Raw genomic sequence first — 11,286 nt, 5'->3', positions numbered from 1 at the left:
CAATGCCGCAAGCCAGCGGCTTTGACATTCCGCGCCGGCGGGCGTCTTCTGCCGGGCGGCAGCAATCCGTGGAAGCCCCATGAAGCCCGAACTGATCATGCTGATGACGTCGTCCCTCGACGGGCGCCAGCATCCCAGCCGCTGGACCCTGACTCCCGACGGCGAGCGCAAGGATTGGGGCGCCATGTTCGAGAAGGTGCATGAGACATTGGGCGGCGATGCCTGGATCGTCGGCCGGGTCACCATGCAGGAGATGAGCAAGGCCGCGGCCCATCCGCCGGCGACCCTGCCGAAGGTCGCGCGGCCGCTGCATGTGGCGGCCCGGCAGGCGAAGGGCTACGGCGTCGTGCTGGATCCGTCGGGCAAGGCGCATTTCTCCGGCGGCACGGTCTGGGGCGACCACATGATCGCGCTGCTCGGCCGGGAGGTCGGCGATGCGCATCTGGCGGAACTGGCGGCGGACGGCGTTTCCTACATCGTCGCGGAAGGGCCGCAGATCGACCTCGCGGCGATGCTGGAGACCCTGAACCGCGCCTTCGGCATCAAGCGGCTGCTGCTCGAAGGCGGCGGCACGGTGAACGGCAGCTTCCTCGCCGCCGGCCTGGTCGATGAGGTCCATGTCCTGATCGGCCCGGCCTTCGACGGCGACAGCAGCCAGCACGGCATCGTCTTCCATCCGGGCGGGCTCGCCGGCAAATGCGAGCTCAGCTTCACATCCGCGACGCCGCTCGAGCATGGCATGGTGCATCTGCGCTATGCGGCGACGCCGCCCCGCGCCGGCTAGGCGCCGCGGCGCAGCAGGTAGATGTCCATGATCCAGCCATGCTCTTCGCGGGCGGCCTGGCGCGCGGCGACGATGCGCGCGGTCACTTCGGCGAGCGGTCCGGCGATGCGGATCTCGGTCTCCATCCCCGCATAGGCCGACCACCAGATCGAGATGCCGGCGGGATCCAGGCTCTGGAACGAGCAGCTGCCGTCGAGCATCACCACCACGGTATCGGCGGCCGGCGGCCAGCCGGCGTCGCGCAGGCGGCGGCCGGTGGTGACCACGAAAGGCGCGCCGATCTCGTTCAAGGTGATGCCATGGCCGGCGGTCAGCGCCTGGATCGCGGTGATGCCCGGTATCACCCGCAGTTCCAGCGGCATGCGTTGCCGCAGCCGTTCCACGATCCGCAAGGTGCTGTCGTAGAGCGAAGGATCGCCCCAGACCAGGAAGCCTGCCTTGCCGCCGCCGGGCAAGGCCTCGGCCAAGGCGCGCGACCAGGTCGCCGCGATCGCGTCATGCCAGTCGTCGACACGGCGGCGGTAGTCGGGCGTGTTCTCGTCGCGCACCGGGAGATCGAACTCATGCAGGCGCGGGCCGGGTGCGCGCAGATTGCGGGCGCAGATCTCGCGCCGGAGTTCCGCGAGGTCCTCCTTGTCCGGCCCCTTGCGCGGGATCAGCAGCGCGTCGACCTCGTTCATCGCAGCGACCGCCTCCTGCGTGAGGTGCCGCGGGTTGCCGGTGCCGATGCCGATCAGGACCAGCGTGAGGCTCATTCGGTCCCCTTGGGGAAGCGCGGCGCGGCGCCGGTCGGACGGAAGCGGCGGTCATAGCCCTCGGCATAGAGCGCGCTTTCGCGGAAATCCGCGTTGCCCAGGACCGGGCCGACCATGATGATCGCGGTGCGGCCGCGCTCGCCTTCGGTAGCCGCGACGAGTGTTCCGAGGGTCGCGCGGACGATCCGCTGGTCCGGCCAGCTCGCGCGCCAGATCACCGCGGCCGGGCAGTCGGCGCCGTAATAGGGAGCCAGCCGCTCCACCACCTCGTCGAGCACATGGACCGAGAGATGGATCGCCAAGGTGGTGCCGGTCCTGGCGAAATTCTCCAGGGTCTCGTTCTCCGGCATCGGCGAGGCCCGGCCGGAGGTGCGGGTCAGCACCAGCGACTGTCCGATCTCCGGCAAAGTGAGTTCGGTTTCCAGGGCGGCGGCGGCGGCGGCGAAGGCCGGCACCCCGGGCGTGATGTCATAGGGAATATTCTCGGCGCGCAGGCGCCGCAGCTGCTCGCCGATCGCCGACCAGACCGCGAGATCGCCGGAATGCAGCCGCGCCACATCCTGGCCCTTCTCGTGCGCGGCTTTGATCTCGGCGACGATCTCGTCGAGGGTGAGCGGCGCGGTGTTGACGATGCGCGCGCCCGGCGGGCAATGCGCGAGCAAGGCCTCGGGCACCAGCGATCCGGCATAGAGGCAGACCGGGCAGGCGGCGATCAGGTCGCGGCCGCGCAAGGTGATGAGGTCGGCGGCGCCGGGGCCGGCGCCGATGAAATGCACGGTCATCGGGTGACGCTCCATTGAATGATCGGCCGCGCCCGCTCCCAGCCACGCATCCGACCGAGCGGCGCGGCATCGGCCAGCTCGACCCGCAGCAGGTGGCCGCCGACGCGCGCGTGCCAGTCGGTCAGCAGCGCCTCGGTCTCCAGGGTGACCGCATTGGCCACGATCCGCGCGCCGGGTACGAGCTGGTCCCACAAATACTGCAGCACGGCTTCCGAGGCGCCGCCGCCGAGGAAGACGGCATCGGGCTTCGGCAGACTTTTCAGCGCATCGGGTGCACCGCCTTCGACGATGTCGATCCGATGCGCGAGGCCGAAGGCTGCGGCGTTGCGGCCGATATTGGCGCAGCGTTTGGCGAGCGGCTCCAGCGCGATCGCCCGGGTCGCGGGTGCCGCGAGCAGCCATTCGATCGAGATCGAGCCCGAGCCCGCGCCGACATCCCAGAGAGTTTCGCCGGGGCGCGGTGCCAAGGCGGAGAGCGTCAGCGCGCGGATCGGCCGCTTGGTGATCTGGCCGTCCGAGGCGAAAAGATCATCGGGCAGGCCGGCGGCGCGCGGCAGGCCCTTGGCGCCGGCGGTGTCGATCGCCGCGGCCACCGGCGCGGCGACGTCGGTGAGATTGAAATCTTGCGCTGTTGCCTGGCGCAGCCGCTCGCGCGGTCCGCCGAGCGCCTCCAGCACATGGAGCTGCGACGCGCCGAAGCCGCGCGCGGTCAGCCATGCGGCCAAAGCCGCCGGTGCGGCGCCGTCGCGCAGCAGGCAGAGCGCCTTCACGCCGGGCGACAGGATGGGGACGAGCTGCTCGAAGGGCGCGGCATGGAGGCCGAGGCAAACGGCCTCCTCCAAGCGCCAGCCCAGGCGCGACGCGGCGAGCGAGAAGGTCGAGGGCGATGGAAAGGCGCGCCATTCCTCTGACGAAAGATGCGCGGCGAGCGTGCCGCCGGCACCGTGCCAGAAGGGATCGCCCGAGGCGAGCACGGCGACGCGGCGGCCGCGCAATTCCAAGACTGGTGCCACCGAGAAAGGCACGGGCCAGGGCCGGCCGCGCGCGCCGACTCCCGCCAATTCGAGATGGCGCGGGCCGCCGAAGACAATTTCCGCCCGGTCGAGTGCGGAGCGGCTTGCCGCGGTCAGGCCGTTCAGGCCATCTTCGCCGAGACCGATGATACTCAGCCAGGCATCAGGCCCAGAATTAGCCATGACACGCATCCTTCTGCTCGGCGGCACGACCGAGGCCAGCCGACTCGCCAACGCGCTCGCCGCGCGCGGCGCCGACGCGATCTTCTCCTATGCCGGACGGACGCATGCCTTGGCCGGCCAGCCGCTGGCGATGCGGGTCGGCGGCTTCGGCGGCGTCGATGGGCTGCGGCAATACCTCCGCGACGAGAAGATCACCCATGTGATCGACGCGACCCATCCCTTCGCCGCGCAGATGAGCGCCCATGCGGTCGCCGCCTGCCAGGTTGAAGGCGTCGAACTCTGCGCTTTCGAGCGCGAGGCCTGGTCGCCGGCGCCCGCGGACCGTTGGACGCGGGTTACCGATATCGCGGCGGCGGTGGAAGCCTTGCCCAAGACTCCGACCCGCGTCTTCCTCGCCATCGGCCGGCAGAACCTGCAGGCCTTCGCCGCACGGCCCGAGCATTTCTATCTGCTGCGCCTGGTCGATGCGGCGCCGGATCCCCTGCCCTTCCCGCAGGCCGAGGCGGTGATCGCGCGCGGGCCCTTCACCGAAGAGAGCGACCGGGCCTTGCTCGAGACATATCGCATCGAACTGATCGTCGCGAAAAATTCCGGCGGCGAGGGGGCGCGCGCCAAGCTCGATGCCGCCCGCAAGCTCGGCATTCCGGTGATCCTGATCGACCGGCCGGCGATTCCGCCACGACGAGTCGCGGGCACGATCGACGCAGTGCTGCACTGGCTGGATCATGCGGCACCGCCGGCCGAACGCGGCGTGTAGACGAAGCGGCCGACACGCCGGGTCTCGGCATTGCCGACGATCACCACCGTGCGCATGTCGGCCATCTCCGGCGTCGCTTCTCCGAGCGTCACCGTCTCCAGCCGCTCGTCGGGCTTGCTGACGTTGCGGGCGAAGGAGATCAGCCGGTCGTTGCCGCATTCGGCGCGCAGGATGTCGAGCGCCTCAGCGAATTGGTGCGGCCGCGACTTGGAGCGCGGGTTGTAGAAGGCCATCGCGAAGCCGCCGCGCGCCGCCATGCGCAAACGATGCGCGATCACGTCCCAGGGCTTCAGGTTGTCGCTCAGGTTGATGGCACAGAAATCATGGCCGAGGGGGGCGCCGAGCCGCGCGGCAGCCGCCAGCATCGCGGTGATGCCGGGCAGTATGCGGATGTCGAGATCGCGCCATTCCGCGGGCCCCGCTTCCAGCGCCTCGAACAAAGCCGAAGCCATGGCGAAGACTCCGGGATCGCCGGAAGAGACGACGACCACGCCCTGCCCTGCCGCGGCCATGGTCAGCGCGTGCGTCGCGCGCTCCAGCTCAACGCGGTTGTCGGAGGGATGCAGGGCCAGGCCAGGCCGCGGCGCGACGCGGGCCACATAGGGCGTGTAGCCGACCACGTCGGTCGCGGCCGCGAGTGCCGCCTGCACCTCGGGCGTCACCAGCGCGTCATTGCCTGGCCCGAGCCCAGCGACGGCGAGCCAGCCGCTCACGGCCTGCGACCCTGGCCGTGCACCACGGCGATCGAGAAATAGGGCACGCTCTCGCCGGCATCGACCAGGCGCTGCACCTTCTGGCCGGGCATGGTGCCGCGCTCGATCAGCCAGGCCTGCTGCAGCTTGCCGCTCTTCTCCAGGGCGCGGCGCAGCTTCGGCAGGTTGCGGCCGATCTTCATCACCACCAGCGCGTCGGTATCGCCGATGCGGCGGCTGAGCTCGGCCTCGGGCAAGGTCGCCATCACCACGGTCAGCACATCGTCACCCCAGGTGATCGGCTGGCCAGTGCTGGTCCAGCAGCCCGACATGCCGGTGATGCCCGGCACGATCTCGATCTCGACCTTGCCCTGCAGCCGCGCGTGGAGATGCATGAAGGAACCGTAGAAGAAGGGATCACCCTCGCAGAGCACGACGATGTCGGTGTCGCGCGCCACGGTCGCGATCTTCGCCGACCAGTCGGCGTAGAAGGCGGCCATCATTTCGTTGTAGCGAGGGTCGTCGAGCGGGATCTCGGTGGTCACCGGATATTCCATCGAATACTCGACGGCGTCGGGCGAAATAATGCCGTCGACGATCTGCCGCGCGTGACCCTGCCGGCCTTCCTTGCAGAAATAGGCGACATGGCGCGCGGCGCGGACCAGGCGGTCGGCGCGCACGCTCATCAATTCCGGATCGCCGGGGCCGAGGCCGACGCAGATCACCTTGCCCATTCTATTCCTTCCAGCTGGCGAGGGCGTTGACGGCGGCGACGGTGATCGCCGAGCCGCCCAGCCGCCCCTGCACCACCAGCGCCGGCACGACGTTTGCGGACATCAGCGCCGCTTTCGACTCCGCCGCGCCGACGAATCCGACGGGGCAGCCGATGATCGCCGCCGGCCGCGGGCAAGCCGGGTCTTCCAGCATGTTCAAGAGATGAAACAGCGCGGTCGGCGCGTTGCCGATCGCGACCAGCGCGCCCTGGAGATGCGGGCGCCAGAGTTCCAGCGCCGCCGCCGAGCGCGTGTTGCCCATGTCGCGTGCGAGGTCCGGCACGCGCGGGTCCTGCAAGGTGCAGATCACCGCGTTGTCGGAAGGCAGCCGCGCGCGGGTGATGCCTTCCGAGATCATCCGCGCGTCGCAGAGGATCGGCGCGCCGGCGGCGAGCGCCGCCCGGGCCGTCGCCGCCATGCCGGGCGTGAACGCGACATCGCGCTCCAGCCCCACCAGCCCGGCGGCGTGGATCATCCGCACCACCACGGGCTCCTCGTCCTTCGAGAAGCGTGCGAGGTCGGCTTCGGCGCGGATGGTGGCGAAGCTCTGGGCGTAGATCTTCGCTCCGTCTTTTTCGTAGGCGTAGGGCATTCAGGCTCGCAGGATTCCAGGCAGCTTCAGGAGGTCGTCCGGTGTCAGGTCCCGGCGTTCGGGGGGATCGCCGGGGCGACCGTAGCGGATCAGGTCGAACCGATCTGGACCGGTTGCGACAAGTGTCAGGTCGACAGCGCCGGAACAGGCGCAGCCCTTGGCGCAGCCGGAGACATGCAGGCGCGCCCCTTCCGGCAGGAACGGCGCCAGCGCCCGGGCCAGCGGCCGGGTCTCGGCGAGGCCCTGCAGGCAGGTCGGCGCACCGGTGCAAGCCTCCAGCAGGAGGCGCGGGTCGCCGGCGTCGCGGATCAGGCCGGGGAGATCGGGAAGCGCAGCGGCGCCTTCGATCAGCAGCATCCGCCAGGGCGTCAGCCGCAGCGGCCCGATCGCGGCCAGGGCGGCGAGCGTCTCCGCGTCGATCCGCCCGAACTCGATTGCCACCAGCGCGCCCTGCGCGCAGAGCCCGGGTCCGGGACGCGGCGCCGGTTCGGCCGCCGGGTCTTGCCGCCACGCCGCGGGCAGCGCGGCCCCGGCCGAGAGATGACGGGCCATGCGGCCGCGCTGCTCCTGCACGCCGCCGCTGTCCAGGAACCAGCGCGCAAAGGCCAAAGCGGTCTCGGCGGCCGTGTCGCGGGTGACGGGGCAACCGGAGGTGATTGAGTCGGCGCGGCAGATCAGGCCCTCGCGGCCGCGCTCGATGCGAATATCCGCGGAGGTGCCGGCCAGCAGCGGGCGCGGCCCGCAATCGACCGCGAAACCGAACTTGCCGGGGAGAGTCGGCGCATCATCGGCCGCAAAGCGCGTCGTCAAAGCCCGGGTGATCGCGGCGCTGTCGTCATCCGCTTCCCAGAACGGCGTCACCACGAGGTTGCGCCGCGCCTCCGCTTCCACCGAGAGATCGACCAAGTCGAGCGCCTGCAGCGCTTCGACCAAGGGGCGATGGGTCTCCGGCGTGACGCCGCGGAGCTGCAGGTTGGCGCGGGACGAGAGATCGATCTGGCCGTTGCCATGCGCGGCGGCGAGGGACGCGATCCGCCGCGCCTGCTCGCCGGTCAGGCGCCCGAGCGGCGGGCGCAGCCGCACGACCAAGCCGTCGCCGGATTGCATGGGCCGCAGCGCGCCGGGACACCAACCATATATCCGCGGATCGTTCATCGCCCTTCCGGTCGAGACGCCTTTCTTGTTCGGCGGAAGGGGGCGGCCGGGGATGCGCAAGGCATCGTCCTAAGCCGGCCGCGAAAAACCCCGTTCGCCCGTGACATCATGCGCTGGCAGGTCTCCCGGCTTGCGGATTTCGAGCCTTGGCTCGTCGGTCCCGCCGCCTTCCCGGCCGAACGGCCAGTGGCAGTGGCGGACCTCTCCGGTCACGGTCGCGGGGGCGGCTGCGCTTCGGCGCCGAAGCGGCGCCTGTCGCATTCCCTTTTCACCTGCCCCTTTCAATCGATCGGGACAGGAACCAGCGCCCGTAACTGAGGCTCGGCCGGTCACCTTGTCAAGCGCTGGCAGCGCCGCAGCTCAAACGTGGGCGAGCAGCGCGACGAGCTCGGCCTGGCGTGTGGCGCCGGTCTTCTGCAGGGCGTCCTTCAGATAGCTGCGGGCGGTGCTGGGCTGGATCTTCAGCCGCGCGGCGATCGCCTCGATGTCGAGGCCTTCGGCCAGCAAGGCCGCGACATGCGCCTCCCGCTCGGTGAGACCATAGGCATTGCGGATCCAGGTGAGATCGGGCCGCAGTGCCGCCGGATCGCGGTCGCGCTCGACCAGCAGCGCCAAGGCCGTGGCCGAGGCGAAGACATCGCGCGCCCGGCCCGGCACCGGATGGACCTGCAGCAGGTAGCGCCGGCCCTCGATATTGGTCAGCGCCGCGACCCCCAGCCGTCCGGGCCGGGAGACCGCACTGGCCACCGCGCGGTCGACCGCGAGCTGCGACACCCGATCTCCCGCCACCAGCCGACGGCGCAGGATGCGCAGCGGCGAGGCCGGATCGACCTCGCCGGCCGATTGGCCGGGCAGCACGCGCCCCCAGGAATCCAGCTCGACGATCGCGCCGCCGCGCCGGCCGAGCATCCCGGCCATGCCACGCGCCTCGGCGTCGAGCACGCCCTTGGCGATGCGGGCAACGGCATGGAGCTCCGGCAGCACGCTGTCGAGCATCGCGCGCTCCGCCGGCTGGAAAGGCCCATGCTCGACGCGGCGCTTCAGGCTCAGCTCGATATATTCGTCCGGCCCGGGCGCCAGCACCGTGTTGGCATGCCAGAACACGCCGTTCGGACGCAGGAACTCCTGGTAGAACGGGTCGCGCGCCAGCTCTTCGGCGGAATAGTCGTCCTGATCGATGCGGAAGCCGACATAATGCGTACCGATCCGCTGATAGCGCGAGTTCGGTGGCGTGCGGCCGGCGGCGAAATCCGCGACCGCGCGCGCGCATTCCGGGGTCACGATCGCCGTGACCATCTTGCGCGCTTCATTCCGCATCAGCACGGCGTCGCGTGCACCCGCCGCCATAGCGAAATGCACCAGCGCTTCTTCCCAGCCATCCGCGAGAATCGCCGCAGAGACCAGGTCGTCGACGCTCGCCCGGATGCCATCCAACGAAAGCATCGTGCGCATCTTGCGCCTCTGGTAATCAACCTGCGGCCGCACCCTGCCATAGGGGGGACCGCGCCCCGACCCCGCCATCGTGCCCTAATTGCGGGATCACGGCGACACTTTTGGTCGCGTTAACCATCGCACCCAGGTGTGCTTCGGTTTCATCTTCTTGCGATCGTCACAAGGATCGGAATCGGAGATTGGGCGCGAAGCGGTTATCCGGTTCGAGGCCAGACAATGCGCCACGCCATGTTATAGTCGCGCCGCGCAGTCGGGGGCGCGTCAACGGGTGAGCGGGACAATGAAAACTGGCTTCAGGTCGCTGGCGGTTCTGGCGCTGGTGCTTTTGCTCGGCAGTTTCCCCGCACGCGCCGAAGATGACGGCACGACCCGGAACGTAATGCTGATCGTCGATGCCTCCGGCTCGATGAAGAAGGCGGTCGAAGGTGAGTCCCGCATGACCGCGGCCAAGCGCGTGCTGGCCGAGACCCTGGCCACGATGCCGCCGGAAGTGCGGCTCGGCCTGCTCGCCTATGGCCATCGCAAGGCCAAGGACTGCAAGGACATGGAACTGGTCGCGCCGATCGGCGCCGAGGATGCCGGCAGCATCGCCGGGCGGATCCAGGAACTGACGCCGAAGGGCGAGACGCCGATCGCGGCCTCGCTGGAGATGGCGGCGAAATCCTTCCTCGCCTTCAAGGGCCAGGAGAACGCCATCATCCTGGTGACCGACGGGATCGAGGAATGCAAAGGCGATCCTTGCGCCGCCGCGTCGGCGATCAAGGCGGCGGGACTGGATCTCAAGGTCAATGTGGTCGGATTTACTTTGAAGCCGGAGCAGCGCAAGCTGATCGAATGCGTCGCGACCGAGACCGGCGGTACTTACTATGACGCGAAGAACGCCGCCGCGCTGACCACGGCGCTCGCCACCGTCGCCAAGGCCGCCGCCAAGCCCAAAGCGCCGGACGACGACATCCTGGCGCAGAGGAACGGCGGCCAGCTGATCGCCGCCAACAACGACGAATGGCAGAAGCTGAACGACGGCAAGGACGACGAACGCGCCGTCACCTATGCCGGGATCGGCGTCTGGGGCTTCAAGGACGGCAAACCGGCCACCATCACCGGCGTGGACCTGCTGATCCCGGAAAAGAGCGGATACAACGTGAAGGATTTCGAGGTCTTCGTCGGCGACGAGAGCCCGACCGGCGCCTTTACCTCGGTCGGCACCTTCACCACGCAGAACATCAAGCTGATGCAGGATCCCTATCAGCGCTTCAGCTTCCCGCCGGTGACCGGCCGCTTCCTCAAGATCGCGTTCAACACCGATTGGGGCGGCGGCTATATCGCGGCCTATGAACTACGCGCCCATGGCAAAGTAGACGAGAGCGCCGCGCCGGCGCCGCAACCTGCTCCTGCGCAGGGCATCGACCTGCTTTCGCCGCAGAATGGCGGCGCCCTGCTCTCCGCGCCGAACGACGAATGGGCGAAGCTGAACGACGGCAGCCCCGATCGCGCGGTTACCTATGACGGCGAGGGCGTGTTCGGCTTCAAGGACGGCGGTGCGGCGACCTTCGACCGTTTCGAGATGCTGATCGCCGAGACCCTCCCCTACAACGTGAAGGAGTTCGAGCTCTCGGCCGGCGACGAAGGACCCGCGGGCAGCTTCCGCCCGATCGGCAGCTTCACGACCGAGAACATCAAGTTCATGCAGGCGCCCTACCAGGCCTTCACCTTCGCGCCGGTCACCGCGAAGTATCTGAAAGTGGCCTTCAGGTCCGATTGGGGGGGCGGCTATATCGCGGCCTATGACCTGCGGCTCTACGGCGCGATGGCGCCTGCGGCCGCCCCGCTGGTCGGACAGATGCCCGGCCAGCAGGTCGCCGTGCCGGGCGGTGCCGCGCCGGCCGATGCCGGCGGCGAGACCCAGGCGGCGAGTGCCGGCGCGAGCGGCGTCGATCTGCTGGCGCCGGCCAACGGCGGCACGATCCTGGCGGCGCCGAATGACGAATGGGCCAAGCTCACCGACGGCAGCGAGGAGCGCGTCGTCACCTATGACGGCGAGGGCGTCTGGCAGTTCAAGGATGGCGCGCCAGCGACCTTCAGCAACTTCGAGATGCTGATCCCGGAGCAGATCCCCTACAACGTGAAGGAGTTCGAGCTTCAGGTCGGCGACGAGGGACCGGCCGGCAGCTTCCGCTCGATCGGCACCTTCACCACCCAGAACATCAAGCTGATGCAGTCGCCCTATCAGAGGTTCACCTTCGCCCCGGTGACGGCGAAATACCTGAAGGTGATCTTGAAGAGCGACTGGGGCGGTGGCTATATCGCTGCCTATGAGTTCCGGTTGAAGTAACAAGATCCCAGGGGAA

11 protein-coding genes and 1 riboswitch are annotated in these 11,286 nt (G+C 69.2%); of the genes, 3 read left to right on the top strand and 8 right to left on the bottom strand.

What is annotated here, in order from left to right; genetic code table 11:
* Positions 1–79 precede the first annotated feature (79 nt).
* The gene (locus tag ACH2CY_RS11550; RefSeq protein ID WP_395019144.1) at positions 80–784 is read left to right on the top strand and encodes a RibD family protein; all 705 of its coding nucleotides are present in this window, start codon (positions 80–82) and stop codon (positions 782–784) included.
* Here the strand turns inward: ACH2CY_RS11550 and cobF are convergent.
* From cobF to cbiE, 3 genes are read right to left on the bottom strand one after another with little or no spacing between them, the layout of a single operon-like run.
* Entirely contained in the window at positions 781–1,539 is a 759-nt protein-coding gene (gene cobF, locus ACH2CY_RS11545; RefSeq protein WP_395019142.1) for a precorrin-6A synthase (deacetylating), read from the bottom strand. The genes ACH2CY_RS11550 and cobF overlap by 4 nt on opposite strands.
* The gene (gene cobM / locus ACH2CY_RS11540) at positions 1,536–2,321 is read right to left on the bottom strand and encodes a precorrin-4 C(11)-methyltransferase (RefSeq protein WP_395019140.1); all 786 of its coding nucleotides are present in this window, start codon (positions 2,319–2,321) and stop codon (positions 1,536–1,538) included. The genes cobF and cobM overlap by 4 nt, the downstream gene beginning before the upstream one ends.
* The gene (cbiE, locus tag ACH2CY_RS11535; RefSeq protein WP_395019138.1) at positions 2,318–3,517 is read right to left on the bottom strand and encodes a precorrin-6y C5,15-methyltransferase (decarboxylating) subunit CbiE; all 1,200 of its coding nucleotides are present in this window, start codon (positions 3,515–3,517) and stop codon (positions 2,318–2,320) included. The genes cobM and cbiE overlap by 4 nt, the downstream gene beginning before the upstream one ends.
* On the opposite strand from cbiE, the gene ACH2CY_RS11530 reads away from it, so the two are divergent.
* Positions 3,516–4,274, top strand: coding sequence for a cobalt-precorrin-6A reductase (locus tag ACH2CY_RS11530; protein ID WP_395019136.1), 759 nt, complete (start codon positions 3,516–3,518; stop codon positions 4,272–4,274). The two genes, cbiE and ACH2CY_RS11530, sit on opposite strands and share 2 nt — an antisense overlap.
* Here ACH2CY_RS11530 and cobJ read toward each other — a convergent pair.
* The 5 genes from cobJ to ACH2CY_RS11505 all read right to left on the bottom strand — a co-directional run bounded on the left by cobJ (position 4,241) and on the right by ACH2CY_RS11505 (position 8,938).
* Positions 4,241–4,987: a precorrin-3B C(17)-methyltransferase gene (cobJ, locus tag ACH2CY_RS11525; protein WP_395019134.1), complete on the bottom strand. Its 747-nt coding sequence runs from the start codon at positions 4,985–4,987 to the stop codon at positions 4,241–4,243. The genes ACH2CY_RS11530 and cobJ overlap by 34 nt on opposite strands.
* A complete protein-coding gene (locus ACH2CY_RS11520; protein ID WP_395019133.1) occupies positions 4,984–5,700 on the bottom strand; it encodes a precorrin-2 C(20)-methyltransferase in 717 nt (238 codons plus the stop codon). The genes cobJ and ACH2CY_RS11520 overlap by 4 nt, the downstream gene beginning before the upstream one ends.
* A gap of 1 nt (position 5,701) precedes the next feature.
* On the bottom strand, positions 5,702–6,331 hold the full coding sequence (locus ACH2CY_RS11515; RefSeq protein WP_395019131.1) for a precorrin-8X methylmutase: 630 nt from the start codon (positions 6,329–6,331) through the stop codon (positions 5,702–5,704).
* On the bottom strand, positions 6,332–7,486 hold the full coding sequence (cobG, locus tag ACH2CY_RS11510; protein ID WP_395019129.1) for a precorrin-3B synthase: 1,155 nt from the start codon (positions 7,484–7,486) through the stop codon (positions 6,332–6,334).
* 97 nt (positions 7,487–7,583) lie between these two features.
* A riboswitch (cobalamin riboswitch) is annotated at positions 7,584–7,807 on the bottom strand.
* Positions 7,808–7,846: 39 nt separating this feature from the next.
* On the bottom strand, positions 7,847–8,938 hold the full coding sequence (locus ACH2CY_RS11505; RefSeq protein ID WP_395019127.1) for a LuxR C-terminal-related transcriptional regulator: 1,092 nt from the start codon (positions 8,936–8,938) through the stop codon (positions 7,847–7,849).
* Between the two features lie 280 nt (positions 8,939–9,218).
* On the opposite strand from ACH2CY_RS11505, the gene ACH2CY_RS11500 reads away from it, so the two are divergent.
* The gene (locus ACH2CY_RS11500) at positions 9,219–11,270 is read left to right on the top strand and encodes a VWA domain-containing protein (RefSeq protein ID WP_395019126.1); all 2,052 of its coding nucleotides are present in this window, start codon (positions 9,219–9,221) and stop codon (positions 11,268–11,270) included.
* The last annotated feature ends 16 nt before the right edge of the window (positions 11,271–11,286 follow it).

The organism is Dongia sp. (assembly GCF_041905885.1).
Classification (GTDB): domain Bacteria; phylum Pseudomonadota; class Alphaproteobacteria; order Dongiales; family Dongiaceae; genus Dongia.
The sequence above is the reverse complement of the archived record's forward strand: the minus strand, read 5'-3'. Positions and strand labels throughout refer to the sequence as shown.

Coding starts and splice junctions, on each gene's coding strand:
- ACH2CY_RS11550 (WP_395019144.1), top strand. CDS start 80: ATGAAGCCCGAACTGATCATGCTGATGACGTCGTCCCTCGACGGGCGC.
- cobF (WP_395019142.1), bottom strand. CDS start 1,539: ATGAGCCTCACGCTGGTCCTGATCGGCATCGGCACCGGCAACCCGCGG.
- cobM (WP_395019140.1), bottom strand. CDS start 2,321: ATGACCGTGCATTTCATCGGCGCCGGCCCCGGCGCCGCCGACCTCATC.
- ACH2CY_RS11530 (WP_395019136.1), top strand. CDS start 3,516: ATGACACGCATCCTTCTGCTCGGCGGCACGACCGAGGCCAGCCGACTC.
- cbiE (WP_395019138.1), bottom strand. CDS start 3,517: ATGGCTAATTCTGGGCCTGATGCCTGGCTGAGTATCATCGGTCTCGGC.
- ACH2CY_RS11520 (WP_395019133.1), bottom strand. CDS start 5,700: ATGGGCAAGGTGATCTGCGTCGGCCTCGGCCCCGGCGATCCGGAATTG.
- ACH2CY_RS11515 (WP_395019131.1), bottom strand. CDS start 6,331: ATGCCCTACGCCTACGAAAAAGACGGAGCGAAGATCTACGCCCAGAGC.
- cobG (WP_395019129.1), bottom strand. CDS start 7,486: ATGAACGATCCGCGGATATATGGTTGGTGTCCCGGCGCGCTGCGGCCC.
- ACH2CY_RS11505 (WP_395019127.1), bottom strand. CDS start 8,938: ATGCGCACGATGCTTTCGTTGGATGGCATCCGGGCGAGCGTCGACGAC.
- ACH2CY_RS11500 (WP_395019126.1), top strand. CDS start 9,219: ATGAAAACTGGCTTCAGGTCGCTGGCGGTTCTGGCGCTGGTGCTTTTG.